Origin of the sequence: Falsiroseomonas algicola, from assembly GCF_011040385.1 — a bacterium.
In the GTDB taxonomy this organism is placed as follows: domain Bacteria; phylum Pseudomonadota; class Alphaproteobacteria; order Acetobacterales; family Acetobacteraceae; genus Falsiroseomonas; species Falsiroseomonas algicola.
Genome location: NZ_JAAIKB010000014.1, coordinates 107,814 through 131,653, shown reverse-complemented (window position 1 = coordinate 131,653; position 23,840 = coordinate 107,814). Strand labels below are relative to the sequence as shown.

The 23,840-nt window shown below is 72.4% G+C and carries 23 protein-coding genes; 9 read left to right on the top strand and 14 right to left on the bottom strand.

Translation table 11 applies throughout. The annotated features are described in order from the left end of the window. Window positions 1-5: 5 nt before the first annotated feature. The 3 genes from G3576_RS25445 to G3576_RS25435 are packed head-to-tail and all read right to left on the bottom strand — an operon-like array spanning window position 6 to window position 1,706. Window positions 6-647, bottom strand: coding sequence for an NrsF family protein (locus G3576_RS25445; protein WP_164697290.1), 642 nt, complete (start codon window positions 645-647; stop codon window positions 6-8). Beyond that, a complete protein-coding gene (locus G3576_RS25440) occupies window positions 647-1,258 on the bottom strand; it encodes an RNA polymerase sigma factor (protein WP_235952437.1) in 612 nt (203 codons plus the stop codon). Before G3576_RS25440 ends, G3576_RS25445 begins: the two co-directional genes overlap by 1 nt. A gap of 1 nt (window position 1,259) precedes the next feature. Beyond that, window positions 1,260-1,706, bottom strand: a complete 447-nt coding sequence (locus G3576_RS25435) for a YHS domain-containing (seleno)protein (protein WP_164697289.1) — start codon at window positions 1,704-1,706, stop codon at window positions 1,260-1,262. Between the two features lie 101 nt (window positions 1,707-1,807). On the opposite strand from G3576_RS25435, the gene G3576_RS25430 reads away from it, so the two are divergent. Both G3576_RS25430 and G3576_RS25425 read left to right on the top strand, forming a co-directional pair. Next, window positions 1,808-2,377, top strand: a complete 570-nt coding sequence (locus G3576_RS25430) for an NUDIX hydrolase (protein WP_164697288.1) — start codon at window positions 1,808-1,810, stop codon at window positions 2,375-2,377. Beyond that, window positions 2,377-2,826: a GNAT family N-acetyltransferase gene (locus G3576_RS25425; protein WP_164697287.1), complete on the top strand. Its 450-nt coding sequence runs from the start codon at window positions 2,377-2,379 to the stop codon at window positions 2,824-2,826. Before G3576_RS25430 ends, G3576_RS25425 begins: the two co-directional genes overlap by 1 nt. Window positions 2,827-2,914: 88 nt before the next feature. Here the strand turns inward: G3576_RS25425 and G3576_RS25420 are convergent, their stop codons facing one another. Next, window positions 2,915-4,495, bottom strand: coding sequence for an ABC transporter substrate-binding protein (locus G3576_RS25420; RefSeq protein WP_328729795.1), 1,581 nt, complete (start codon window positions 4,493-4,495; stop codon window positions 2,915-2,917). A 124-nt stretch (window positions 4,496-4,619) separates the two neighbouring features. Here G3576_RS25420 and G3576_RS32410 point away from each other — a divergent pair, with 124 nt between their 5' ends. Next, window positions 4,620-6,188, top strand: a complete 1,569-nt coding sequence (locus G3576_RS32410; RefSeq protein WP_164697286.1) for an FG-GAP-like repeat-containing protein — start codon at window positions 4,620-4,622, stop codon at window positions 6,186-6,188. A gap of 105 nt (window positions 6,189-6,293) precedes the next feature. Here G3576_RS32410 and G3576_RS25410 read toward each other — a convergent pair whose 3' ends face one another. The 6 genes from G3576_RS25410 to G3576_RS25385 form a co-directional block, all read right to left on the bottom strand. Next, complete coding sequence (locus G3576_RS25410) at window positions 6,294-6,803, bottom strand: F0F1 ATP synthase subunit B family protein (protein ID WP_164697285.1); 510 nt, start codon at window positions 6,801-6,803, stop codon at window positions 6,294-6,296. A 12-nt stretch (window positions 6,804-6,815) separates the two neighbouring features. Beyond that, a complete protein-coding gene (locus G3576_RS25405; protein ID WP_164697284.1) occupies window positions 6,816-7,316 on the bottom strand; it encodes a F0F1 ATP synthase subunit B family protein in 501 nt (166 codons plus the stop codon). A gap of 118 nt (window positions 7,317-7,434) precedes the next feature. After that, window positions 7,435-7,659: an ATP synthase subunit C family protein gene (locus tag G3576_RS25400; RefSeq protein ID WP_164697283.1), complete on the bottom strand. Its 225-nt coding sequence runs from the start codon at window positions 7,657-7,659 to the stop codon at window positions 7,435-7,437. Window positions 7,660-7,725: 66 nt separating this feature from the next. Further along, window positions 7,726-8,481, bottom strand: coding sequence for a F0F1 ATP synthase subunit A (locus G3576_RS25395; protein ID WP_164697282.1), 756 nt, complete (start codon window positions 8,479-8,481; stop codon window positions 7,726-7,728). 62 nt (window positions 8,482-8,543) lie between these two features. Next, entirely contained in the window at window positions 8,544-8,837 is a 294-nt protein-coding gene (locus tag G3576_RS25390) for an AtpZ/AtpI family protein (RefSeq protein WP_328729793.1), read from the bottom strand. Between the two features lie 167 nt (window positions 8,838-9,004). After that, window positions 9,005-10,051, bottom strand: a complete 1,047-nt coding sequence (locus G3576_RS25385; RefSeq protein WP_164697281.1) for an A/G-specific adenine glycosylase — start codon at window positions 10,049-10,051, stop codon at window positions 9,005-9,007. A 2-nt stretch (window positions 10,052-10,053) separates the two neighbouring features. Here G3576_RS25385 and G3576_RS25380 point away from each other — a divergent pair, with 2 nt between their 5' ends. From G3576_RS25380 to G3576_RS25365, 4 genes are all read left to right on the top strand, one after another. Beyond that, a complete protein-coding gene (locus G3576_RS25380) occupies window positions 10,054-10,515 on the top strand; it encodes a DUF721 domain-containing protein (RefSeq protein ID WP_164697280.1) in 462 nt (153 codons plus the stop codon). Window positions 10,516-10,575: 60 nt separating this feature from the next. After that, on the top strand, window positions 10,576-11,202 hold the full coding sequence (locus tag G3576_RS25375; protein ID WP_164697279.1) for a DsbA family protein: 627 nt from the start codon (window positions 10,576-10,578) through the stop codon (window positions 11,200-11,202). Between the two features lie 21 nt (window positions 11,203-11,223). Then, window positions 11,224-15,321 carry a chromosome segregation SMC family protein gene (locus G3576_RS25370; protein WP_164697278.1) on the top strand — a complete coding sequence of 1,366 codons (4,098 nt, stop codon included), beginning with the start codon at window positions 11,224-11,226 and terminating at the stop codon, window positions 15,319-15,321. Between the two features lie 78 nt (window positions 15,322-15,399). Beyond that, window positions 15,400-17,478 (top strand): methyl-accepting chemotaxis protein, encoded by a 2,079-nt coding sequence (locus tag G3576_RS25365; protein WP_164697277.1) that lies wholly within the window; start codon window positions 15,400-15,402, stop codon window positions 17,476-17,478. A 57-nt stretch (window positions 17,479-17,535) separates the two neighbouring features. On the opposite strand, the gene nhaA is transcribed toward G3576_RS25365, so the two are convergent. Then, the gene (gene nhaA, locus G3576_RS25360; protein WP_164697276.1) at window positions 17,536-18,732 is read right to left on the bottom strand and encodes a Na+/H+ antiporter NhaA; all 1,197 of its coding nucleotides are present in this window, start codon (window positions 18,730-18,732) and stop codon (window positions 17,536-17,538) included. A gap of 247 nt (window positions 18,733-18,979) precedes the next feature. Between nhaA and G3576_RS25355 the strand changes: the two genes are divergently transcribed. Beyond that, window positions 18,980-19,492, top strand: coding sequence for a DUF6653 family protein (locus tag G3576_RS25355; protein ID WP_164697275.1), 513 nt, complete (start codon window positions 18,980-18,982; stop codon window positions 19,490-19,492). A gap of 31 nt (window positions 19,493-19,523) precedes the next feature. Further along, a complete protein-coding gene (locus tag G3576_RS25350; protein ID WP_164697274.1) occupies window positions 19,524-21,392 on the top strand; it encodes an ABC transporter ATP-binding protein in 1,869 nt (622 codons plus the stop codon). A 245-nt stretch (window positions 21,393-21,637) separates the two neighbouring features. Here G3576_RS25350 and G3576_RS25345 read toward each other — a convergent pair whose 3' ends face one another. The 3 genes from G3576_RS25345 to G3576_RS25335 form a co-directional block, all read right to left on the bottom strand. Then, window positions 21,638-21,895: a hypothetical protein gene (locus G3576_RS25345; protein ID WP_164697273.1), complete on the bottom strand. Its 258-nt coding sequence runs from the start codon at window positions 21,893-21,895 to the stop codon at window positions 21,638-21,640. Between the two features lie 102 nt (window positions 21,896-21,997). Then, window positions 21,998-23,086 carry a site-specific DNA-methyltransferase gene (locus G3576_RS25340; protein WP_164697272.1) on the bottom strand — a complete coding sequence of 363 codons (1,089 nt, stop codon included), beginning with the start codon at window positions 23,084-23,086 and terminating at the stop codon, window positions 21,998-22,000. Window positions 23,087-23,148: 62 nt separating this feature from the next. Then, window positions 23,149-23,784 carry a ribonuclease HII gene (locus G3576_RS25335; RefSeq protein WP_164697271.1) on the bottom strand — a complete coding sequence of 212 codons (636 nt, stop codon included), beginning with the start codon at window positions 23,782-23,784 and terminating at the stop codon, window positions 23,149-23,151. Between the last annotated feature and the right edge of the window lie 56 nt (window positions 23,785-23,840).

Here is a 23,840-nt window from a genome sequence, read left to right as displayed (position 1 = left end):
CCGCCTCACGGCCCCATCGCCCGCATCGCCTGCGCGCCCCAGCGCTTCGCCAGGAAGGTCACCAGCGCCACCGACCCGCCATGCCAGATCAGCACCATCGCCGCCGCATCCAGGTGATGCACCAGGCTCAGCCCGACGGAGGCGATGGCCGCCGCCGCCAGGCCGGACAGCGCCGCCACCGGCCCCGGCCGCAGCGGCGCCGCGTGCCGCGTCATCCACAGCATGCCGAGCGTCAGCGGGATGCCGAAACCGATGATGAAGCGCATGCAGCCGAAGCTGGTGGACAGCGCCGGGAAGCCCTGCTGGACGAATTCCTGGATGCAACCCCAGCCGAGGCCGGAGATCCAGAAGGCCGCGAAGGGCAGCGGCAGCAGCGCCCAGCGGTCGCTGCGGTCCGGCAGCGCCAGGTGGAAGGCCGCGATCGCCGCCGCCGTGCCGGTCAGCAGCGCCGCCACCAGGTTCACCTGTTCATGCATCAGCATCAGCCGCTGTTCGATATCGTGCCGGAAGCCGGAGACGGCGACGCCCAGCGCCACGACGGCGGTCGCCATGGCCAGCCAGCCCAACGCCGCCAGCAGCGGCGGCGGCACGCGGCGCACCGGCGTCAGCCCGGCCGAGAGCCGGCTGATCAGGTCATCGGTGCGCATCACTCATCCCCCTTCACGCCGAATCGGCGACGCAGCGAATGCATGGCGCGGTGGGTTGCCACCTTCAAGGCACCGACGCTGAGGCCCGACCGCGCGGAAGCCTCGGCCAGGGACAGGTCCTCGAGCTTCGCCAGGCGCAACGCCGTGCGCTGGCTTTCCGGCAGTTCGGCCACCGCGTCGCGCAGGTCGCGCGCGGCGATACGCTCCTCCGCGACCGGCGCGACGGAGGCCGCGCCTTCCGGCAGATCATCGATGTTGGACTCCCGACCTGCCCCCCGTCCGCGGCGCCGCAGCCGGTCCACGGCGCGGCGCGTGGCGATGGTGGTCAGCCAAGGGCCGAAGGGGCGTTCGGGATCGTAGGTGTGGCGCAGCGCATGGATGGTCATCAACGCATCCTGCACGGCGTCCTCGGCCTCCGCCGCGTCGCGGATGCGCGCGCGGCACAGGCTGCGAAGCCGCGGCGTGATCTCCCGCAGCAGGGTGTCGTAGGCGCGGGCATCGCCCCCCTGCGCGGCCGCCAGCAGCCCGCCCCAGCGGGCTTCCTGCGTCGCGCGGGTCGTCGTGGTGTCCGTCATGGGGGAGAGGCCGGCCGCAAGGCTGGCGGCGAGCATGTCACGCCTCGGCCAGGCGGGGCCAGTTCGCTGTCGCGCGCGCGATGTGGCCGGGGATGTCGCGCCGCCATTGCCGCTGCACGCCGAGGTCGTAGTTGAGGTAGAGCGTGCCGGCTTCGATGTGCCACGCCTCCGGGTCGATATCGACCTTGTAGCCGCGCGCCACGCCGAAGGCGCAGAAGCCGCCGAAGGCGGGCGCGAAGGCGGTGGGATTGGCGGCGAACAGCGCCTGGTGGCGGGCATGGGCGAAATGCCAGGTGGCCCCCGCATGCTCCACCGCGAAGGCCGCGCTGCCGCGGCGCGGCGCTCCCTCCGTGAACCAGGCGACCGTGTCGTAGCCGCGCAGCGCGATGCCGGCGGCGTTGTTCACGGCGCGCACGCGCGGCATGGCAAGCGCCGGCGTGATGAAGGGAATGGCGGCGAGGGTAAAAAGGCTGCGGCGCAGCATGGCGGGGATCTTCCGATGACGGGGATGCCGGGCGCTTCGCCACCCCAAGCGGGATGGTTACGCCCCCTTGATGCGGGAACAGCGCGGCGCCACGCTGCCGCATGGACGAAACGCCGCCCTGGACCACCAAGGAATCGACCATCCTGGTGGAGGATCGCTGGATCAGGCTGCGCGCCGACCGGCTGCGCACCCGTGCAGGCACGGAGATCGCGCCCTGGTACGTGCTGGACTACGCGGACTGGTGCTGCGCCGTCGCCATCACGCCCGAGGGCCGCGTGGTGATGGTGCGGCAATGGCGGCACGGCGCGCAGGCCTGGTCGCTGGAACTGCCGGGTGGCGTGATGGATCCCGGCGATGCCGATGCCATCGCCGCGGCGCGGCGCGAATTGCGGGAGGAGACGGGCTATGACGCCCCCGAATGGCGCTTCCTCTATGCGTCCCACGCCAACCCCGCCATCCAGACCAACCGGCTCCACATCGTGCTGGGCCTTGGCGCCGTCCCCGTGGCCGCGGCGACGCCGGAGCCGACGGAGGAGATCGCCGTCGTGCTGATGACGGTGGAGGAGGTGATGCAGGCCATCGCCGAGGGCCGCATCGGGCAATCCATGCATGTGGGCGGCATCCTCGTCGCCCTCGCCGCCGCCGGGCGCATCCGGCAGGAGATCGCGTGATGAGTGGCGTGACCGTCATCCCCCTGGCCACCGAGCATCGGGAGGCGTGGGAGCGCCTCTATGCCGGCTACGCGGCATTCTACCGCGTGACGCAGACGCCGGAGATGCGCGCGCGCGTCTGGGGCTGGATCATGGACCCCGCGCATGAGGTGAAGGCCTTCATCGCCGTGGACGGGGGTGGCAAGCCGCTCGGCCTCGCCCATTACCGCCCCTTCGCGCGGCCGCTCTCCGCCAGCACCGGCGGCTTCCTCGACGACCTCTTCGTCGATCCCGCCGCGCGCGGGCAGCGCGTGGCCGATGCGCTGATCGAGGCGGTGGCGGCCGAGGGCCGCGCGCGCGGCTGGTCGGTGATCCGCTGGATCACGGCCGACGACAACTACCGCGGCCGCGGCGTCTATGACCGCCTGGCGACCCGCACCATGTGGATCACCTACGACAAGAAGCTCTGATGAAAACTCCCTCCCCCGCGCTTTCGGGGGGTTGGCGGCACTGCCGCCAACGCCGAAGGCTGGTTTGGGGTGGGGGTATGCGCTCCCCTCAGTTCCCCACGCGCACGAAGCGCAGCGGGAAGTAGTTGTCGGCCAGCTGCTGCAGCTGGATGTTGGACCGCGCGGCCCAGATCACGGTCTGCTGGTGCAGCGGCAGGTGGCCGACCGCATCGGTGTGGATCTTCAGCGCTTCCTCGATCATCGCCTGGCGCGCCTGCGGGTTGGTCTCCACCGCCATGCTCGTCACCAGCTCGTCGAAGCGGGCATTGCTGAAGCCGCCCACATTGAACAGCCCGCGGTCGCGCTCCCGGCTCGCCATCAGGTTGAAGAAGGCGTTGTGGGCGTCATAGGTGTTGGGCGTCCAGCCCAGCATGTAGAAGCTGGTGTTGTAGCGGGGGCCCAGGATCTCCGCGAAGTAGCGCGCCCGCGTCTGCGCGTTCAGCGTGACGCGCACGCCGACCCGCGCCAGCATGGAGACGACGGCCGTGCAGATCGCCTCGTCATTCACGTAGCGGTCGTTCGGGCAGTCGAGCGTCACGCCGAAGCCCTGCGGATAGCCCGCCTCCGCCAGCAGGCGGCGCGCCAGGTCCGGGTTGTAGGCCGCCACCTGGTCGCCGGCCGTGGTATGGCCGTTGACGCCCGGCCCGATCATCAGCCCCGTCGGCCGCGCCTGGCCGCGCATCACCGTGCGCACGATCGCCGCGCGGTCGATCGCGTGGTTGAAGGCCTGGCGCACGCGGAGATCCTGGAACGGGTTGCGCCCACGCACATCGGATTTCAGCAGCTCCGGCCGCATCTGGTCGAAGCCGAGATAGATCGTCCGCAGCTCCGCCTGCTGGTGCACGCGGATGTTGGGGGTGCGGGACAGGCGGTCCGTGTCCTGCGGCGGCACGGTATAGACCATGTCGATCTCGCCGCTCAGCAGCGCCGCGATGCGCGTCGCGTCATTGGCGATGACGTTGAACTCGACGCGGGTCAGGTTGTGTTCCGGCCGGTCCCACCAGCCCGGATTCGGCGCCAGCACCGTGCGCCGGTCGGGCTCCCGCGACACCAGGCGGAAGGGCCCCGTGCCCATGGCGTTGCGCGTCGCGAAATTCTCGGCGCCCGTGGTCAGGTCCGCGCTGCGCGTGGCGTTGTTCGCCTCCGCCCAACGGCGGGACATCATGCCGATGCCGGTGATCTCCTCCAGGAAGATCGGGTTCGGCGCATGGGTCTCGACATCCACCGTGTGGTCATCGACGCGCCGCGCTTCCTTCACGCTGGCGAGCGAGCCGCCGACATTGGACCCCTGCGCCTTCGCCCGCCCGATGGAGAAGACGACGTCATCGGCGGTGAAGGGCGTGCCATCCGTGAAGGTCACGCCGCGCCGCAGGTGGAAGCGCCAGACGGAGGGCGAGGGCTGTTCCCACCGCTCGGCCAGGGATGCCTCGACCTGCAGCTGCCGGCTGCGCCGCACCAACGGCTCGTAGATGTTCTGGTTGAAGCTCAGCAGGAAGGTTTCCTGCCGGGCATAGGGGTCCATCGAGTTCACATCCCCGTCATTGGCCCACCGGAACAGATTCGCCTGGGCGGACGGGGCACCGAAAACGGTCGCGGCAAGCAGGGTCGCGGCCAGGAAACTGCGCTTCACGTTGTCACTCCGACATGATGTTGCGTCGAGCCTACCCCCTGGCGTGGCATCCGGGAAGCGGAGGGGATTGATCGAAAATCACGCACTCCTTTATCTATCGTTACCCTTTATCAAGGAACTTCCCGTGGCCCGCGTTACCTTCGCGCTGAACCCACCCTTCGACCTGCTGAGTTCCCTCGACGACCTGGTGAACACCAGCGTCCGGACGCGCAGCAGCAACGCCTTCATCGTCGATGGCTCCATCGGCGGCCGCAGCGCGAGCATCGAGGTCTATGGCGTCGGCTTCGGCGCGAACTCCCTGAACCTCATCGCCTTCAACGGCGGCGCCATCGTCACCGATGTCCGCTTCGTCGTGAATGGCGAGCGCCTGATGGACGTCAGCGGCGCCTTCCTCACCGGCAACAACCTGTATCGCTGGCTGAACTTCGGGGATGGCGAGGCCTTCGATGCCGCGATCATGGCCGGCGATTCGGAAGTGCGCATGTCCAACCTGGGCGAGACGCAGGGCGGCCGTGACGGCAACGACATCATGTTCGGCTATGGCGGCAACGACACGCTCGAGGGCGGCACGGGCAATGACAGCGTCTGGGGCGGGGATGGCGACGACGTCCTGACCGGCGGCACCGGCAACGACCTGCTGCTGGGCGAGGCCGGCTTCGACGTGGCCCGCTTCCTCGTCAGCCGCGCCAATGCGGAATGGGCGCGCCTCGCCGACGGATCCTGGCGCGTGACCACCACCACCGACGGCAGCGACGTCATCGGCGGGATCGAGCGGATCGACTTCATCGGCACCTCCGTCACGCTGGGCAACACGGCGCGGCCGAGGGACCTGAACGGCGACGGCCTCGCGGACCTCGCCTGGCGCGGCACCGATGGCACGGTCGCGCTCTGGACCATGAGCAACCTCTCCATCACCGGCGGCGGGCAGGTGGCCCGCGTCGGCACCGAATGGCAACTGCTCGGCCTGGCGGAGACGGATGGCAACGGCCGCGCCGACCTCGTCTGGCTGTCCACCGGCGGCGCGATCCAGGTCTGGAGCATGAACGGCACCAGCGTCGGCCTCGCCAATGTCCCGGGCTCCCGCCCCGGGAACGTGACCTTCCAGGGCATGGCGGACCTGACCGGCGACGGCAATGCGGACCTGGTGTGGCGCAACCCCTCGACCGGCGCCGTCAGCATGCAGCGCCTGGACGGCGTCTATGGCATCAGCGGCGAACGCAGCATCGGCACCGTCGCGACCAGCTGGAGCATCTCGGGCCTCGGCGACTTCAACGCCGATGGGCGCGCCGACATCCTGTGGCGTGGCGCGAGCGGCGAGGTCGTGGTCTGGGCGATGGACGGCAACACCGTGGCCGGTGGAGGCCAGGTGGCGCAGATCGGGCTCGACTGGCAGGTGCGCGGCCTTGCGGACCTCAACGCCGATGGGCGTGCCGACATGGTCTGGCGCAACGGCACCACGGGCGATGTCGTGGTGTGGCTGATGAACGGCCTGTCCATCATCGGCGGCGGCAGCCTCGGCCAGGTGGAGACGTCCTGGGACATCAAGGCGCTAGGTGACGTCAATGGCGACGGCCGCGCCGACCTGATCTGGCGGAGCGGCGGCGGCACCGTGGTGAACTGGTACATGGACGGCAGCCGCGTGCTGGGCGGCGGCGTGGTGCTGGATGTCAGCCCGGACTGGCAGCTGATCTGAGGGTTGGGGGGCCGCCGGCCCCCCTCCCCTTGCCACCCGGCGCAGCGCACGAAAAAAGGGGGCCTCGCGGCCCCCTTTCTCATGACCCCGTCAAGGCAAGGGGGGTCAGGCCGCCTTCAGCGCCCGCGGCAGGTCGGCCACGGCGGCGTCGATCAGCGCGGCATCGGCCTCGGCATCCACCGTCTGCGCCAGCACCTCCCGCGCCGCCACCACCGCGATCTCGGCGGCAGCGTTGCGGACCTCGGCCACGGCACCCGCCTCGGCGGCCGCGATGCGGTCCATCGCCATGCGCTCGCGGCGCTTGGCGGCGGTCTCGGCTTCCACCGCCGCGGCCTGGGCCAGGCGCTCGGCCTCGGCCCGGGCGCGGGCGATCAGGTCCTCGGCCTCGGCCAGCGCGGCGGCGCGGTCGGCGATCGCCTGCTGGCGCATCGCCTCGGCTTCCGCGCGCAGCTGCGCGGCTTCGGCCAGCTCGTTCCGGATCCGCTCCCCGCGCGCATCGAGGCGCCCGGTCAGCTGCGTCCAGGCGGTCTTGGCGACCAGCAGGACGAAGAGGACGAAGGAAACGGCGACCCAGAACTTCGGGTCGAGCCAGAAATGCGCGTAGTGGTGTTCCATGGCGCCTACCCCTTAACCCTGGCCGCGCGCGGCGAGCGCACGGTCCACGGCGGCACCCAGCACCGCCTGGTCGCTGCGGCCGGTCAGGCGCACCAGCAGCGCATCCGCCGTCTCGGTCGAGACCTGGCGCAGCGCGCCCATGGCGGCGTCGCGGGCACGGCCGATGCGGGCTTCCGCCTCATCGATCTGCTTCGCCAGCCTCGCGGCCAGCGCATCGGCGCGGGCGGTGGTCTCCGCCTGGGCCGACTGCATCGCTTCCGCGATCGCGGCCTGCGCTTCCGCCCGGGCCTTGGCCGAGGCTTCGCGATAGGCGGCGATGGCCGCATCGGCTTCCGCCTTGGCGGCCTGCGCGGCTTCGAGGTCACCCTCGATCCGCCGGCGGCGATCCTCCAGCACCTCCGCCACGCGCGGCAGCGCGTAGGTGGAGAGGACGAAGTACAGCACGCCAAAGATGATCAGCAGCCAGACGATCTGGGCGATGATCAGCGGATTGCCGAACTCGAGCTGCGGCATGGTATGTCGGGTCCCCTCGGTCTGTCCGCCGGCGCGCCGCCCGAACAGGCGGCGGCGCGCGTGATCCCTCAGGCCGCGCGCGGCATGGCTCTCGCCACCCGCGCCGCGGCAGGCGGGATCAGGTGAACAGGATGAGGAACGCGATCAGCAGCGCGAAGAGCGCGACGGCTTCCGTGAGCGCGAAGCCCAGGATGCCGATCGGGAACACCGCGTCGCGGGCGGCCGGGTTGCGCGCCACGCTGTTGATCATCGCGGAGAAGATGTTGCCGATGCCGAGGCCCACGCCGAACAGCGCGATCACGGCGATGCCAGCCCCGAGGGCCTTCGCGGCAGCCACTTCCATCTGAGTATCCTTCCGTCTTGTGTGAACTGGGGTGGGGATGGGTCTGAACGGACGCCGGACTGCGGATCAGTGCAGATGCACGGCATCGTGCAGGTAGATGCTGGTGAGGATGGCGAAGACATAGGCCTGCAGGAACGCCACCAGCACTTCGAAACCGACGAGCGCGATGTTCACCCCGAGCGGCAGCACCGCCACGAAGGGCCCGATCGCACCCAGGCCGCCGAGCAGCACGATGAAGGTGGCGAAGACCTTCAGCATGACGTGGCCGGCCACCATGTTCGCGAACAGTCGGATGGACAGGCTGACCGGCCGCGAGAGGTAGGACACGATCTCCACCGGGATGATGATCGGCGCCAGCCAGATCGGCGCGCCTTCCGGGAAGAAGTATCCGAAGAACTTCCGGCCGTGCAGCATCAGCGCCACGACCGTGATCAGCACGAACACCACCGCGGCCAGCGCGAAGGTCACCGCGATGTGGCTCGTGAAGGTGAAGGCGTAGGGCAGCAGGCCGAGCAGGTTGCCGAACAGCACGAACATGAACAGCGTGAAGACGAAGGGGAAGAAGCGCTTGCCCTCATCCCCCACCTGGCCAAGCACCAGGTCATGCACGAATTCGTAAGAGGATTCCGCCAGGCTCTGCAGCCGGCCCGGCACCACCGCGCGGGCGGACATGCCGAACATGATCAGCGCCGTGATCAGCCCCGCAGCCAGCAGCATATGCGCGTTGGACTGCGAGAAACCGACCGAGGAGCCGATCGGGCCCAGCACGGTCGCGAGCTCGAACTGGCTCAGCGCGTCGATCGTCTTACCTTCGGCGGCCACTCTCGATTTCCCCCGGTCGCCGCAGCGCGGCAGCCTCGATCAACCACCCAGTCGCCTGGGGCCTATTTTCCGACGCTGCGCGGCTTGAACAGTCGATAGACGTTCAGCACGCCGGCAACGCTGCCGAAGACGAAGAACAGCAGGAAGAGCCACGGCCAGGTGCCAAGCCAGCGGTCCAGGAACCAGCCGACCGCCACACCGACGACGAGTGCCGAGACGACCTCGACCCCCGCCCGGAACCCGACCCCCCAGGTGCCGCCGCCAGGCAGGGATCCCGTTGAGCCGGGCGCGGGATCCATCCCTCGCCGCGACCGGGCCTGCCGGAGCCGATCCTCGAAACCGCCTGATTCCGTCACGCTTGCTCTCCCCCGCGGTGCCCCGCCCGGAAGGCGCGCGCTCCCTACGATGCGGGGTTAGCAGTGTCAAGGCGATGGCTGCGGTGCAGCATGGCCGGCATGAAGGAATCATGACGCGCGAGCCAACAAGCCGGCGCCGATGAAACGCTGCCGTCACGGTCCGGGTTTCAAAGCCCGGCCAGGTCCAGCAGCTTGCGCATCACCGTCGGCATCGCCGCCCGCGCCGCCGCCGCCTCCCACCAGGCGAAGCCCTCCGGCGCCGCCATGGCCGGCACCGCGGCCCGCCACAGCGCCATCCGCAGCTCGAAATGGGTGAAGCCGTGCAGGGCCTCCCCGTTCAGCGCGGTCCAGGAAAGGCCGGGCAGCGGCGCGTGGACCGCGGCCCCGGCACCCTCCCACCCCTCCTCCCGCCAGGGCGTCCCCGGCACTTCCAGCATGCCGCCGAGCAGGCCGGAGTCGGGCCGCCGCCGCAGCAGCAGGCGCCCGGACGGGTCCGTCGCCAGGAAATGCACGCCGAAGCGGGTGGGCCGTGCCTTCTTCGCGGCCTTGCGTGGCAATCCGGCCTGGATGCCCGCGCGCCTCCCCGCGCAATCCTCCCGCCAGGGACAGATGGCGCAGGCGGGGTTGCGCGGCGTGCAGACCGTGGCGCCGAGGTCGAACAGCGCCTGCGCGAAATCCCCGGGCCGGGCGCGGGCAGCCTCCTGCCCCATCCAGCCCTGCGCCAGCGCCGCCAGGCGCGGCCTGGCGGCGGGCAGCGCCTGCTCCACCGCATGGAGGCGGGCTGTCACCCGCTCCACATTCCCATCCAGGGGCACCACCGGCCGGTCGAAGGCGATCGCCGCCACCGCCGCCGCCGTATAGGCGCCGATGCCCGGAATGGCGCGCAGCCCCTCCACCGTGGTCGGGAACCCCCCCGCCGCCAGCGCCTTCGCCCCCGCATGCAGGTTGCGCGCCCTTGCGTAGTAGCCGAGCCCCGCCCATTCCTCCGCCACCTCCTCCCAGGACGCGGCGGCGAGCGCCCCCACATCCGGGAAGCGGGCGAGGAACCGGGCATAGCGTGGCCCGACCGTGGCCACCGTGGTCTGCTGGAGCATGACCTCCGACAGCCAGACGCGGTAAGGATCGGCGGCACCTGACGGCATCCGCCAGGGCAGGGTCCGCTTGTGCCGGTCGTACCAGGCCAGCAATAGGGTGGCATCGGGTGGGGGGGTCATGCATGGCGAAGGATGGGGGCGACCGCCGATTCCCGACAGGCCCCCTGCCCGTCGGCGCCATGATCGCACGCCTCGCCCGCCCGGCCTTCCGCAAGAAGAGCCCGGCCGGCGCGCAGCTCATGGCGGATTGGCCGGATGTCGTCGGCCCCGCCCTCTCGGCCGTGACGCAGCCGCTCCGCCTTTCCGCCGGCACGCTGACCCTCGCCTGCTCCGGCCCCGTCGCCATGGAATTGCAGCATCTGGCGCCGGAGCTGGTCGGCCGGATCAACGCCCATCTCGGCCGCGCCGCCGTCGAACGCCTGCGCTTCGTCCAGCAGGCCCCGGCCGGCGCGCCCCCCGCGCGCCCGAAGCCCAGGCCCGTCACCCTGCCGCCGGAGCTGGAGGCCCGGATCGCCGCCATGCCGGAGGGGGAGCTGCGGGATGCTCTGGCAAAGCTGGCGCTTGGCGTCTATCGGAAGCGCTGACGGCCGGGGGCTTCCCGGCCCCATGCCCCCGGAAGGGGGCTGATTTCGGAGTCTGCCCGGATGACCGACCGCCGTTCGCTGCTCGCCCTCGCCGCCGGCGTGCCCCTGCTGGGCGCCCGCGCTGCCCTGGCCCAGGCCCCCGCCCCGGCACCGCTCGCCGCCGACGACCCCCGCATGACGGAACGCAGCATCGGCCGCGCCGGCGCGCCGACCGTCATCGAGTACTTCTCCCTGACCTGCGGCCACTGCGCCAGCTTCCACCGCGACACCATGCCGCGGGTGAAGCGGGACCTGGTGGAGGCCGGGCGCGTCCGCATCGTCTTCCGCGACTTCCCGCTGGATGCCGTGGCGCTGGCCGCCGCCCAGGTCGCCCGCAGCCTGCCGGCCGACCGCTACGAGCCCTTCGTCGCCACCCTGTTCCAGAGCCAGGACCGCTGGGCCTTCGCCCGCGGCGCCAACCCGCAGGAGGAGCTGTTCAAGATCGCGGCCCTGGCCGGCATGTCCCGCGCCCAGTTCGATGCCGCGATCGGCGACCAGGCCCTGGCCCGCGGCATCCTGGAACTGCGCGTGAAGGGGCAGCAGGAGCACAATGTGAACTCCACCCCCACCTTCGTCTTCGGCAGCCGCTCGGTCCCCGGCAACATGCCCTTCGACCGCTTCGCCGCCCTGGTCGCCGAGATCCGGTAAGGCACCGCGCGGGCGCGTCGCATGGAGGCCGTCACCCCCGAAGGCACGCCCGCCGAGGAGCCCGCGCGCACCGAGGCGCAGGCCGAGGCCGCGCGCCATGCGAAGCTGACCAGGCTTCGCATCGCCGGCTTCAAATCCTTCGCCGAGCCCACGATCGTGGAGGTGATGCCGGGCCTGACCGGCATCGTCGGCCCCAATGGCTGCGGCAAGTCCAACGTGGTGGAAGCGCTCCGCTGGGCGATGGGCGAGACCAATGCGCGGTCCATGCGCGGCGGCGAGATGGATGACGTCATCTTCGCCGGCACCGCCACCCGCCCGGGCCGCAACCTGGCGGAAGTGACGCTTTCCCTTGAGGAAGCCGCCGGCCTCGCGCCCCCGCCCAATGCCGAAGCGGCGGAGCTCGAGATCGTCCGCAAGATCGCGCGGGGCGAAGGTTCCTCCTTCCGCGTGAATGGCCGCGAACTCCGCGCCCGCGACGTGCAGACCATGTTCGCCGACATCGGCTCCGGCGCCCGCTCCTCCGCCATGGTCAGCCAGGGCCGCGTCGCCGCCCTGATCCAGGCCAAGCCGGAGGATCGCCGCGCAGTGCTGGAGGAGGCGGCCGGCATCGCCGGGCTGCGCGCCCGCAAGCATGAGGCCGAGCTGAAGCTCCGCCAGGCCGAGAACAATCTCGGCCGGGCGGAAGACCTGATCGGCCAGATGGAGTCGAACCGCCAGAACCTCCAGCGCCAGGCCCGCCAGGCCGCGCGCTACCGCAACATCTCCGGCCTGGTGCGGCAGGCGGAGGTGGAGTGGCTGGCCATCCTGCGCGCCCGCGCCCAGGCCGCCCTGACCCATGCCCGCGACGCCTTCCTCAACGCGAAGCGCGCGACGGGCGAGGCCGAGGCCGCCGCCGAGGCCGCCGCCCGCCGCGCCTTCGCCGCCGAACAGGGGCTGCCCGGCCCGCGGGAGGCCGAGGGCGCCGCCCGCACCGCCCTGGAGCGCCGCCGCGTCGAGGCCGAGACGCTCGGCGCCGAGGAAGCCCGCGCGCGGGAGGCGCTGGCCGCCGCCGAGGCCCGCCACGCCGCGCTCGCCCGGGACCTCGACCACGCCGCCCGCGTCGACGCCGATGCCGGCACGGCCGAGCAGCGGCTGGTGGCGGAGGCGGAGGAACTGGCCGCCATGCTGGCCGCCCTGCCCGCCCGGGCGGCGGAGGCCGAAAGCCTGGAGGCCCAGGCGACCGCCGCCGTCGCCGCCGCCGCGGAAGCCGCCGACCGCGCCACCGAGGCCGCCGCGGAGGCCGCCGCCGCCGCCGGCGCGCTGGCCACCGCGGAGCAGGAAGCCGCGACGCGGGCCAGCCGACTCGCCCAGGCCCAGGCGAAGCTGGACCAGGACCTCCGCGCGGCCCGTGCCGCCATGGTGCCGGATGCGGAGCGCGCCGCCGCCGCCACCGCCGTCAGCACGGCCGAATCGGCCCTGGCGGAGGCCGAGCAGGCGCTCTCCGCCGCCGAGGCCGCCCGCGCTTCCGCCCAGGCCGCGCATGAGGCCGCCCGTCGTGCGGCCGGCGAGGCCGAGACGGCGGAATCCCGCGCCACCAACGCGCTCCAGGCGGCCGAACAGACCGCCCGCCGCACCGCTGACCAGCACGCCCGCCTCTCCGCGGAGCGCGACCAGGCCCGCGCCAGCGCCGTGCCGCCCGCCGAGCTCGATGCCGCCCGCGCCGAGGCCGCCCGCACCGCCGCCGCGCTCACGGAAGCCCGCCGCGCGCTGGAAGGCGCGGAGGCCGCCCGCGCTTCCGCCCAGTCCCGCCACGAACAGGCCCGCGCCGCGGCCAGCGAGGCCGAGGGCGCCCGCGCCCGCGCCGCCGCCGAGACCGCCGCGCTGACCGAAGTGCTGCGCGCGCGGGAGGCCGGCAGCTCCCTGCCGCCCGTGCTGGACAGCATCACCGTCCCCCCCGGGCTGGAAGCCGCGCTCGGCGCCGCGATGGGGGAGACGCTGGATTCGGCGCTGGAGGCGGAGGCGCCGAAGCATTGGCGCGCGCTGCCGCCCCTCGATCCGCTGCCCGCCCTGCCGGCCGGCGCCACGCCGCTCTCCCGCCTCGTGGAGGCGCCGCCCGCCCTCGGCCGCGCCCTGTCCCAGGTCGGGCTGCTGCCCAAGGGCCTCGATGGCGCCGCGCTGATGGCGCTGCTGAAGCCGGGCCAGGCGCTGGTGACGGAGGAAGGCGCGGTCTGGCGCTGGGATGGCCATTGCCTCCGCGCCGGGGCGCCGACGCCGGGCGCCGTCCGCCTCGCCCAGCGCAACGCGCTGCGCGCCGCCGGCATCCGGCAGGACCGCGCGGAGGCCGCCGCCGCCGCCGCCACGGAGGCCCGGAAGCAGGCCGCGACGGATGAAGGGCATGCCCGCGCCGAGGAAGCCGCGCGGCGGGAGACCCGTGCTCAGGCCGAACGCGCCCAGGCCGCCGCCGCCACGGCGCTGGACCGCATCGCCGCCCGCGCCCAGCAGGCGGAGCAGCGCCTGGCCGCCCTGGCGCCGGAGATCGAGCGCCTGGACCGGGAGCGGGAGGCCGCCAACGCCGCGCTGGCCGCCGCGCGGGAGGCGCGCGCCGCCGCCCCCGATGCCGCCGCCGCCCGCCAGGCCCGGACGCTGGCCGCCAATGAGGAACAGGCCCGCATCCGCGCCGAATCGGCCGCCCGCGACGCCCGCCGCGCCGCCGAAGGGCGCCTCGCCGCCGCCCGCGACGCCGCACGCCGCCTGGAGGCCCGCGCCGCGGAGGCCGCCGCCCGCCTGGCGGCGCTGGAGCCCGAAGTCGCCCGCGTGACGGCGGAGCGGGAGGCCGCCGACCAGGCGCTCGCCGAGGCGCGGCAGGCCCGCGCCGCTGCCCCCGACCTCGCCGCGCTGCGCGCCGCCGTGGACCAGGCCCGCGCCGCGCTCGCCGATGCCCGCGCCAATGAGGCCGGCTGCCGCGACACCCGCGCCATGCTGGCCGCGGAGGCGACCCGCATCACCACCCGCCAGGCCGCGATCGGGCCCGAGCGGGAGGAATGGGCCCGCCGCCGCGCGGAGGCCGCCGCGCGCCGCGCCGAACTCGCCACCCGTGCGGGCGAGGCCGCGGCCGAGCGCGAAGCCCTCTCCGACGCCCCCGAAGCCGCCGCCGCCCGCCGCGCCGCCGCCGGCCGATTGCTGGCGGAGGCCGAGGCCACCCACGCCGCCGCCGCCGCCGCGCTCACCGCCGCGGAGAAGGAGGACCGGGAGGCCGCCCTTGCCCGCCGCACCGCCGACGCCGCCTTCGCCCAGGCGCGGGAGGCCCAGCTCCGCACCGAAGGCGCGGCCGCCCAGGCCGAGGCCGCCTCCCTCGCCGTCGAGGAACGGATCGTCGAGCGCCTGGGCGAGGGCCATCCGGACCTGCCGGAGGAGGTGGGCGAGCTGACCGACCAGGCGGAGGACAAGGCCCGCCGCAAGGTCGATCGCCTGACCAAGGAACGGGAGGAGATGGGCCCCGTGAACCTGCGGGCCGAGGTGGAGCTGAACGAGCTCGACGCCGCCCGCGCCAAGGTCGAGCAGGACCGGCAGGAGGTCGCGACCGCCATCGCCAAGCTGCGCGGCTCCATCGGCCATCTGAACCGGGAAGGCCGGGAACGCCTGCGCGTGGTCTTCGACAAGGTGGATGCGGAGTTCCGCGGCCTCTTCACCCGGCTGTTCGGCGGCGGCCGCGCCCACCTCGCCCTCGTCGGCTCCGACGATCCGCTGGAAGCGGGGCTCGAGATCTATGCGGAGCCGCCGGGCAAGAAGCTCTCCTCCCTCGCGCTGCTCTCGGGCGGCGAACAGGCGCTGACCGCGCTCTCCCTCGTCTTCGCGGTCTTCCGCTGCAACCCGGCGCCGGTCTGCGTGCTGGACGAGGTCGATGCCCCGCTGGACGACGCCAATGTGGAACGCCTCTGCGACCTCCTGGAGATCATGGCGAAGCCCGCGGAGGAAGGCGGCGGCGGCACGCGCTTCCTGATCGTGACGCACCATCCGCTCACGATGGCGCGGATGCACCGCCTCTACGGCGTCACCATGCAGGAACGCGGCGTGTCGCGGCTGCTCAGCGTGGATCTGCAGCGGGCGGTGGAGCTGGTGGACGGCGCCGCCCCCGCCTGATCCCTGCCCGGTCCCCGGGTTATCAATCTGGCAACGCCGACGGGATAACGTCTCCGTGAGACGACCGGCGGATTTCCCATGCGCATCAAGATGCTCTTCTCCCTCGTGATGCTCGGCATCGCCGGCATCGGCGGCGCCGTGGCGACGATCGCGGGGGTGGAGCAGTGGCAGGCCAGCCGCGCCGCGGCCGATGCCGCCCGGACCACGGACGCCGCCACCACGCTGATGAAGCTGACCGAGAGGCTGGTGATCGAGCGCGGCAACTACGTGATCCGCATGAACGCCTCCGGCGCCGCGGAGGCCGATACGGTCGGGCGCCTGACCGCCATCAAGGCCGATACCGATGCGGCCCTGGCACCCGCCATCGCCAGCCTCCGCGCCTCCGCCACCGGCGCCGCCCATGCCGAGCGGCTTCAGGCCGCCATCCCCGTGCTGGCGGAGCTGCGCCGCGCCATGGACCCCGCGGCAGTGCTGCCGCTCGCCCAGCGCGATCCCGCCATCCGCGCCCGGCCGCAGGCGGTCTATGACCAGATCCTCGGCCAGGTCACCGCCGCGCTGAACGACAGCCACCGCCTGCTGACCCGCACGGATGGCTCGCTCGGCGACCTCATGCTCGTCGCGCGCCTCACCTGGGACCTGCGCGACCAGGCCAGCCGCCGCATCGTCGCCCTCGCCACCGCGCTGAACAGCAACCGTGCCATGACGCCGGCGGAGCTCGACACCGCCAATGGCGCCTCCCGCCTGGTGGAGGCGACCTGGGCGCGGGTGAAGATGGTGGCCGGGCTGATCGACGGCACGCCCCGCCTTTCCGCCGCGATCCAGGAGGTCGAGGCCCGCTATTTCGGCGACATCACGCGCCAGACCCTGGCGCTGATCGAGGCCGGGCGCGCCGGCGCCACCTACCCCATGACCAGCGCCGCCTTCACCGCCTTCGCGACGCCGGGGCTGCAGGTGCTGCTGCAGGTGCGCGACGCCGCGCTGGCGGAAGCCGCCGCGCAGGCCGCCGCCGCGGAAGCCCGCGCCGATGCGATGCTGGCCATCGTGCTCTCCGCCGCGCTCGCCGTCGGCCTGGTGCTGGCCGGCCTCGGCTGGCTGCTGGTCCGCCGCGTCGTGGCGCCGGTGGAGCGCCTGACCGGCGTGGTGCAGCGTCTGGCGCAGGGGGAGAACGACATCGCCGTCCCCGACCAGGCCCGGGCGGATGAGATCGGCGGCATGGCCCAGGCGGTGGAGGTGCTGCGCCGCAACGCGCTGGAGGCCGTCCGCGTCGCCGCCGAGGCAGCCGCCGAGCAGCAGGCCAAGGCCGCCCGCGCCGACGCCACCCAGGCCCTGGTCCGGCGGTTCGAGGCGGAGGTGGCCGATGTGCTCGGCGCCGTCGCCGGCGCCGCCGCGCCGCTCGATGAAACCGCAGGCCGCATGGGCGATGCCGCCGCAGGCGCCCGCGCCCAGGCCGATGCCATGACCCGCGCGGTGGACACCACCGCCAACCACACCGAGACCGTCGCCATGTCGGCGGAGCAGCTCGCCGCCAGCATCGCGGAGGTCGCCCATCAGGTGACGCAATCCGCGAAGCTCGCGCAGCAGGCCTCCCGCGATGCGCAGGTCAGCAACCAGGCCGTCGCCGGCCTCGCCGATGTCGCCAATCGCATCGGCGACGTCATCGGCCTGATCAACTCCATCGCCGGCCAGACCAACCTGCTGGCGCTCAATGCCACGATCGAGGCCGCGCGCGCCGGCGATGCCGGCAAGGGCTTCGCCGTCGTCGCCGGGGAGGTGAAGGCGCTGGCCGCGCAGACCGCGACGGCGACCGAGCAGATCACCAGCCAGATCGCCGCCATGCAGGCGGAAACCGGCCGCGCCGTCACCGCCATCCGCGGCATCGGCCAGACGATCGAGGAACTCTCCGCCATCGCGACGCAGGTCGCCGCGGCGGCGGAGGAGCAATCCGCCGCGACGCAGGAGATCGGCCGCGCCATCGCCGAGACCGCCGCCAGCACCCAGGAACTGACGGCGCAGACGGCGCAGGCGCGGGAGGGCGCGGAGACGACGCTGGCCGCCAGCGCCGGCCTCCGCGACGCCTCCGCCGGCCTGTCGCGCCAGGCCGACGTGCTGCGCGCGAAGGTCGACGGCTTCCTGGCGGAAATCCGCCAGGCGGCGTGAGCGTCAGGCCCCCCGCGCCCGGCGGGGCGCTTAGGCTCTCCGCGCCCGGCTGGGCGCTTAGGCCCCCCGCGCGCGGCTGGGCGCGAACCGCAGCACCAGCCAGCCGAGCAGCCCCGCCACCAGCGATCCCGCCAGGATGCCGATCTTCACGCCATCCTGCAGCAGGGCGTTGCCCGGGAAGGCCAGCATCCCGATGAACAGGCTCATCGTGAAGCCGATGCCGCAGAGCAGCGAGATGCCCGCCATCTGGGCCCAGTTGGCGCCCATCGGCAGCGCCGCCAGGCCCAGCCGCACGGCGATGAAGGACGCCACCATCACGCCGACCAGCTTGCCGACGACGAGGCCGAGCGAGACGCCGAGCGTCAGCGGGTCCGTCAGCACGCCCCAGCCCAGCCCCGTCAGCGCCACGCCCGCATTGGCGAAGCCGAAGATCGGCACGATGACGAAGGCGACGGCATGGTGCAGCCCATGCTCCATCCGGTGCAGTGGCGATTGCACCAGGTCGTCCGTGCCGCCCGGCTTCATGCGCAGCGGGATGGTCAGCGCCAGCAGCACGCCCGCGATCGTCGCATGCACGCCGGACCGCAGGACGAAGAACCACAGCACCGCGCCCAGGATGATGTAGGGCAGCAGCCGCATCACCCCCATCCGGTTCAGCACCACCAGCCCCGCCAGCACCACCGCCGCCAGGCCGAGATCCATCAGCGACAGCGAGGCGGTGTAGAACAGCGCGATGATCGTCACGGCGCCGAGGTCGTCCAGGATGGCAAGCGCCGCCAGGAACACCTTCAGCGAGGCCGGCACGCGCGGCCCGAGCAGCGACAGCACGCCGAGCGCGAAGGCGATGTCGGTCGCCGCCGGGATGGCCCATCCCTGCCGCAGCACCGGGTCCGGCCAGGTGAAGGCCAGGTAGATCAGCGCGGGCACCAGCATGCCACCCACCGCGGCCAGGCCCGGCAGCGCGCGGCGGGACCAGGTCGCCAGCTGCCCATCCAGCATCTCCCGCTTGATCTCGAGCCCGACGAACAGGAAGAACACCGCCATCAGCCCGTCATTGATCCAGTGCAGGACGGAGAGCGGGCCGAGATAGGCCGAGAGGGCAGAGACATAGACCGGCCCGAGCCCCGAATTGGCCACGATCAACGCCAGCGCCGCCGCCGCCATCAGCACGAGGCCGCCCGAGGCTTCGCTATCGAGGAAGCGGCGGAAAAGGGACGTCGGACGCTCCGGGCGGAGCGGCTGTGGCGCGTTCATGGAAAGCCTCCGGCAGTGTTTGCGGCGTTATGACAATTTTTTCATCCATGACCACCGCAATCGGCCCCGCGCGATGCCGATAACGATTCTTGTCATTGAAAAACAATAAGTTAGACGCCCCTCAACTCGGCGCCAGCAATGTCGCTGAGGGGATCATCGACGCCAGGGGTGCATCGGCGCCTTCTGCACGCCAGACCCGTCCCCGCCGCCCCCCGGCATCATCCCTTCCGCGCCATACATCCAGGCCATGACCCTGGAAGCGCTCATCGCCCGCGCCCACCGCATGGATGAACGCGCCTGGGCGCGCCATGCGAATCCCTGGAGCGTCTGGACCCGGATTCCCATCCTGCCCGCCCTGGCGCTCACGGCCTGGAGCCGGGAGTGGATCGGTGCCTGGGCCCTGCTGCCCGCGGCGATGCTGCTGGGCTGGACCTGGGCGAATCCCCGCGCCTTCGCCCCGCCCGCCAGCACCGACAACTGGGCATCGCGCGCCGTGATCGGCGAAAGGCTGTGGCTCTCGCGGCCGGACCATCCGGTGCCGCCGCACCACCGCCTCCTGCCCCACCTGCTCAACGCGCTGGCGGCGCTGGGCGGGGTGGCGCTGGCCTGGGGGCTCATCCGGCTGGACGGGGTGCTGGCCCTGTCGGGCCTCGCCACCGCCCTCGGCGCCAAGATGTGGTTCCTGGACCGCATGGTCTGGCTGACGCATGACATGCGCGACGACCCGCGGATGCGCGACTGGACGAGGCCCGTGAGTTGACGCCCGCGCCGCATCGGCGCGTTCTGCCTTCATGCTCCCCTTCCGGCTGTTCGAGACCGCGATCGACCCCGTCACGCCGCCTGGCAGCCGCGCCGCGCGCTGGCTCGGCGTCAAGGTGCCGGAGGAGCCGCCGCCCCGGTCGCTCCTCGGCTTCTACTGGTACTTCGCCCGCCAGGCCCGGGCCCTCTTCCTGCTGCTCTTCGGCGCGGGCCTCACCGTCGCGCTGCTGGACCTGCTGATCCCGGTCTTCGTCGGCCGCGTCGTGGGCCTGCTGGAACAGCACGGGCCGGACCGGATCTGGGCCGATGCCGGCTGGACGCTGGCCGGCATGGCGGCGGTGCTGCTGGTCTGCCGGCCGCTGGCCATCCTGTCGCAGAACCTGGTGACGCAGCAGGCCATCATCCCCGCCGTGACGGGCATGATCCGCTGGCAGTCCCACTGGCAGGTCATCCGCCAGGGCTGGTCCTTCTTCCAGGAGGATTTCGCCGGCCGCATCGCCAACCGCGTGATGCAGGCGGGACCGGCGCTGCGGGAGAGCGTCGTCCAGTCCGTCAACGCGGTCTGGTACATCCTGGTCTATGGCACCGGCGCCGTGCTGGTCCTGGCCTCCACCGACTGGCGGCTCGCCATCCCCATCCTGGTGTGGTTCGTGCTCTATGCCACGCTGCTGCGCCTCATCGTGCCCCGCATGCGCGACCGCGCCCGCAAGGCCAGCGAGGCACGGTCCCTGCTGACGGGCCGCGTGGTGGACAGCTACACCAACATCGTCACCGTGAAGCTCTTCGCCCGCGCGGCGCAGGAGGATGCCTGGGTGCGGGAAGCCGTGCAGGGGCTGAATGAGCGCTTCGCCGCGCAGACGCGGCTCGTGACACTGAACGGGCTGCTGCTCTCCACGCTCAACGCCTCCATGCTCACGGCGACGGCGGGCCTCGCCATCTGGCTCTGGTCACGCGGCGACATTCCGCTCGCGATGGTGGCGGCGGCGCTGCCCATGGCCTGGCAGATCGCCAACATCTCCGGCTGGGTCGCCTTCAACGTCGCCGGCATCTTCGAGAATATCGGCACGGTGCAGGAAGCGATGGGCAGCATCGCCGTGCCCCCCACCGCGCCCGACCCGCCCGGCGCCAGGCCCCTCGCGGTGCCGCAGGGCGCGATCCGCTTCGAGGGCGTGCGCTTCGGCTATGGGCGGGAAGCGGGCGTGCTGGATGGCTTCGACCTGGAGGTGAAGCCCGGCGAGCGCGTCGGCCTGGTCGGCCATTCCGGCGCGGGCAAGACCACCGCCATCAACCTGCTGCTGCGCTTCTTCACGCCGGAAGCCGGCCGCATCCTGGTGGACGGCCAGGACATCGGGGCCGTCACCCAGGAGAGCCTCCGCGGCGCGATCGGCGTCGTCACCCAGGACACCGCGCTGCTGCACCGATCGATCCTGGAGAACATCCGCTACGGCCGCCCCGACGCGACGCTCGCCGAGGTCGAGGAAGCCGCCCGCCGCGCGGAAGCGCATGACTTCATCATGGACCTCGCGGATTGGCGCGGCCGCACGGGCTATGACGCGCATGTGGGGGAGCGCGGCGTGAAGCTCTCCGGCGGCCAGCGCCAGCGCATCGCCATCGCCCGCGTGCTGCTGAAGGACGCGCCGATCCTGGTGCTGGACGAGGCGACCAGTGCCCTCGATTCGGAGGTGGAGGCCGCGATCCAGGAAAGCCTGGAACGGCTGATGGCCGGCAAGACGGTGATCGCCGTGGCGCACCGCCTCTCCACCCTGGCGCGCATGGACCGCCTGGTGGTGCTGTCGCAGGGCCGCGTGGCGGAGGCCGGCACCCATGCGGAACTGCTGGCCCGCGACGGGGTCTACGCGAAGCTGTGGAAACGGCAATCGGGCGGCTTCATCGGGGAGTGATACCACCGGCCGCTTTCAGCGACTCGTTGGTATCTTTTTTTTGCCCTCAGGCGCCGGGCGCGCGCTCCGCGCGCTTGGCGTCACGGCAGTGCCGTGACCGTGCCGCAGGCACGCCTTCGGCGTGACGCACAAGCGGCGGGCCGCGTTCCGGGACCCCATGCACGTTGCGCAGCAACGCGCATGGGCACCCGTCGCGGCCTCGGCCGACGGTGTCGGCCGCAGGTCACGCCATGTGCTCGGCGGTCTCAGATATCCATGATCAACGCGGAACCCCGCGCATCTCCCATTGCCGCGCGAAGCCGATCCTCCGTCTGCTGCCGCGCGAAATCCGCGGCCTGTTCCGACACGGAAGCACCGGCTTGGAAGGCGCCATCCGGATTCTCACGCGCGATCCTGTCGCGCGCCTCCTGCAGGGGGTCGGAGAGCCAGCCATAGCCGCCCACCGCGGCATCCAGCTCCGCCTCGGTCAGCCGGCGCGGGACGGACAGGCAATTCTCGGACATGTCGCTTCTCCTGGGATCGGCGCCCAGGATGCGGGACACGGGTTAACCGCCCCCTTCAGGACGTGGCCTCCGCGACGGTGAGAGACTTTCCTGCGCGGCTCGCTACAGCCCCTGCGAGGCGATCTCCGTCCGGATCTCGTCGATCAGCCGCAGCCGCCCGTCTCGCCCCTCGATGTGCCAGAAGGTCCAGCCATTGCAGGATGGCGCCTGCTGCAGCTCCGCGCCCACCTTGTGGATGGACCCCGTCGCCTGGCCGCAGCGCAGCGTGCCATCGGCGCCGACGACCGCCCGCCAGCGCTTGTGCCGGTCCGTCAGCGTGGTCCCCGCCGGCACCAGCCCGCGTTCCACCAGCAGCCCGAAGGCGACCCGCGGCTGCTCGCGCTTGTTCGGCAGCGCCAGCGCGGCACTCTCCGGCATCGCCTCCACCGCCTCGATCCGTGCCTTGGCGGCGGCGGCATAGCCCTCGTCCCGCTCGATCCCGATGAAGCGGCGCCCCAGCCGCTTGGCGACGGCGGCCGTGGTCCCGGTGCCGAGGAAAGGGTCCAGCACCACCTCCCCGGGTTGGGTGCAGGACACCAGCACGCGGTGCAGCAGCGCCTCCGGCTTCTGGGTCGGGTGCAGCTTCTTGCCGTCCTCCCCCCGCAGCCGCTCCGCGCCGGTGCAGAGCGGGAAATACCAGTCGCTCCGCATCTGCACGTCGTCGTTCAGGGACTTCATGGCGGCGTAGTTGAAGCGGTAGCGGCTTTCGGCGCCGCGGGCGGCCCAGATCAGCGTCTCATGCGCATTGGTGAAGCGCCGGCCCCGGAAATTCGGCATCGGGTTCGCCTTGCGCCAGATCACGTCGTTCAGGATCCAGAAGCCGAGGTCCTGCATCGCCGTGCCGAGCCGGAAGACGTTGTGGTAGCTGCCCACCACCCACAGCGTGCCGTCCTTGCGCAGCACCCGGCGGCATTCCGTCAGCCATTCCCGGGTGAAGGCGTCATAGGCCGCGAAATCGCTGAACTGGTCCCAGGCATCGTCCACGCCATCGACGATGCTGTCATCGGGCCGGCGCAGCTCGCCCTTCAGCTGGAGGTTGTAGGGCGGGTCGGCGAAGACGGCGTGCACGGAAGCCGGCGGCAGGCGCCGCAGCATCGCGATGCAGTCGCCGACCATCACCTCGTCCAGCGGCAGGTCGAGACCGGTACCCATCGTGACGCCAGCAACCCCACTGCGAATCGAGCCCCCACCATGCGCGGCGCCGAGTCGCGCCGTCAACCGATCGGCGCCACAAGCCGCAGCGATGCCTGGTCCACGGGCGAAAATCCCCGCCGATGGTGGCGCGTCGGCCCCACCTCCGCCAGGCGCGCGCGGTGCGACGCCGTCGGGTAGCCCTGGTTGGTGGCGAAGCCCCAGCCGGGATGGCGGGCATCGAGCCGCGCCATCGCCCGGTCCCGCGTGACCTTGGCCAGGATGGAGGCCGCGGCGATGGACAGGCTCACCCCATCGCCCCCCACCACGCAGCGGACCCGGCAGGGCAGCCTCGGCGCCAGGTGGCCATCCACCAGCGCGAGGTCCGGCACCACCGGCAGCCGCGCCAGGGCGCGCGCCATGGCCAGGTGGCTGGCGCGGAGGATGTTGAGCCGCCCGATCTCCACGGCGGAGGCACCGGCGATGGCGAAGACGATCTCCCCACGCCGTCGCGCTTCATGCAGCGCGGCGAAGGCGCGGTCCCGCCGGGCGGCGGTCAATTTCTTGCTGTCATCCAGGATCGCCGCGAGCGCGGGGGAAGGCGCGGCCAGGAAGACGGCGGCCGCGGCCAGGACCGGCCCGGCCAGCGGCCCGCGCCCGACCTCGTCGAGGCCCGCGACCAGGCCCCCTTCTTCCGATTCCAGCGCATAATCCGGCATCCCCCCTGCATACCGCCCCCCGCAACCCCGCGCCATCACGCCGCGTTCGCCCACCA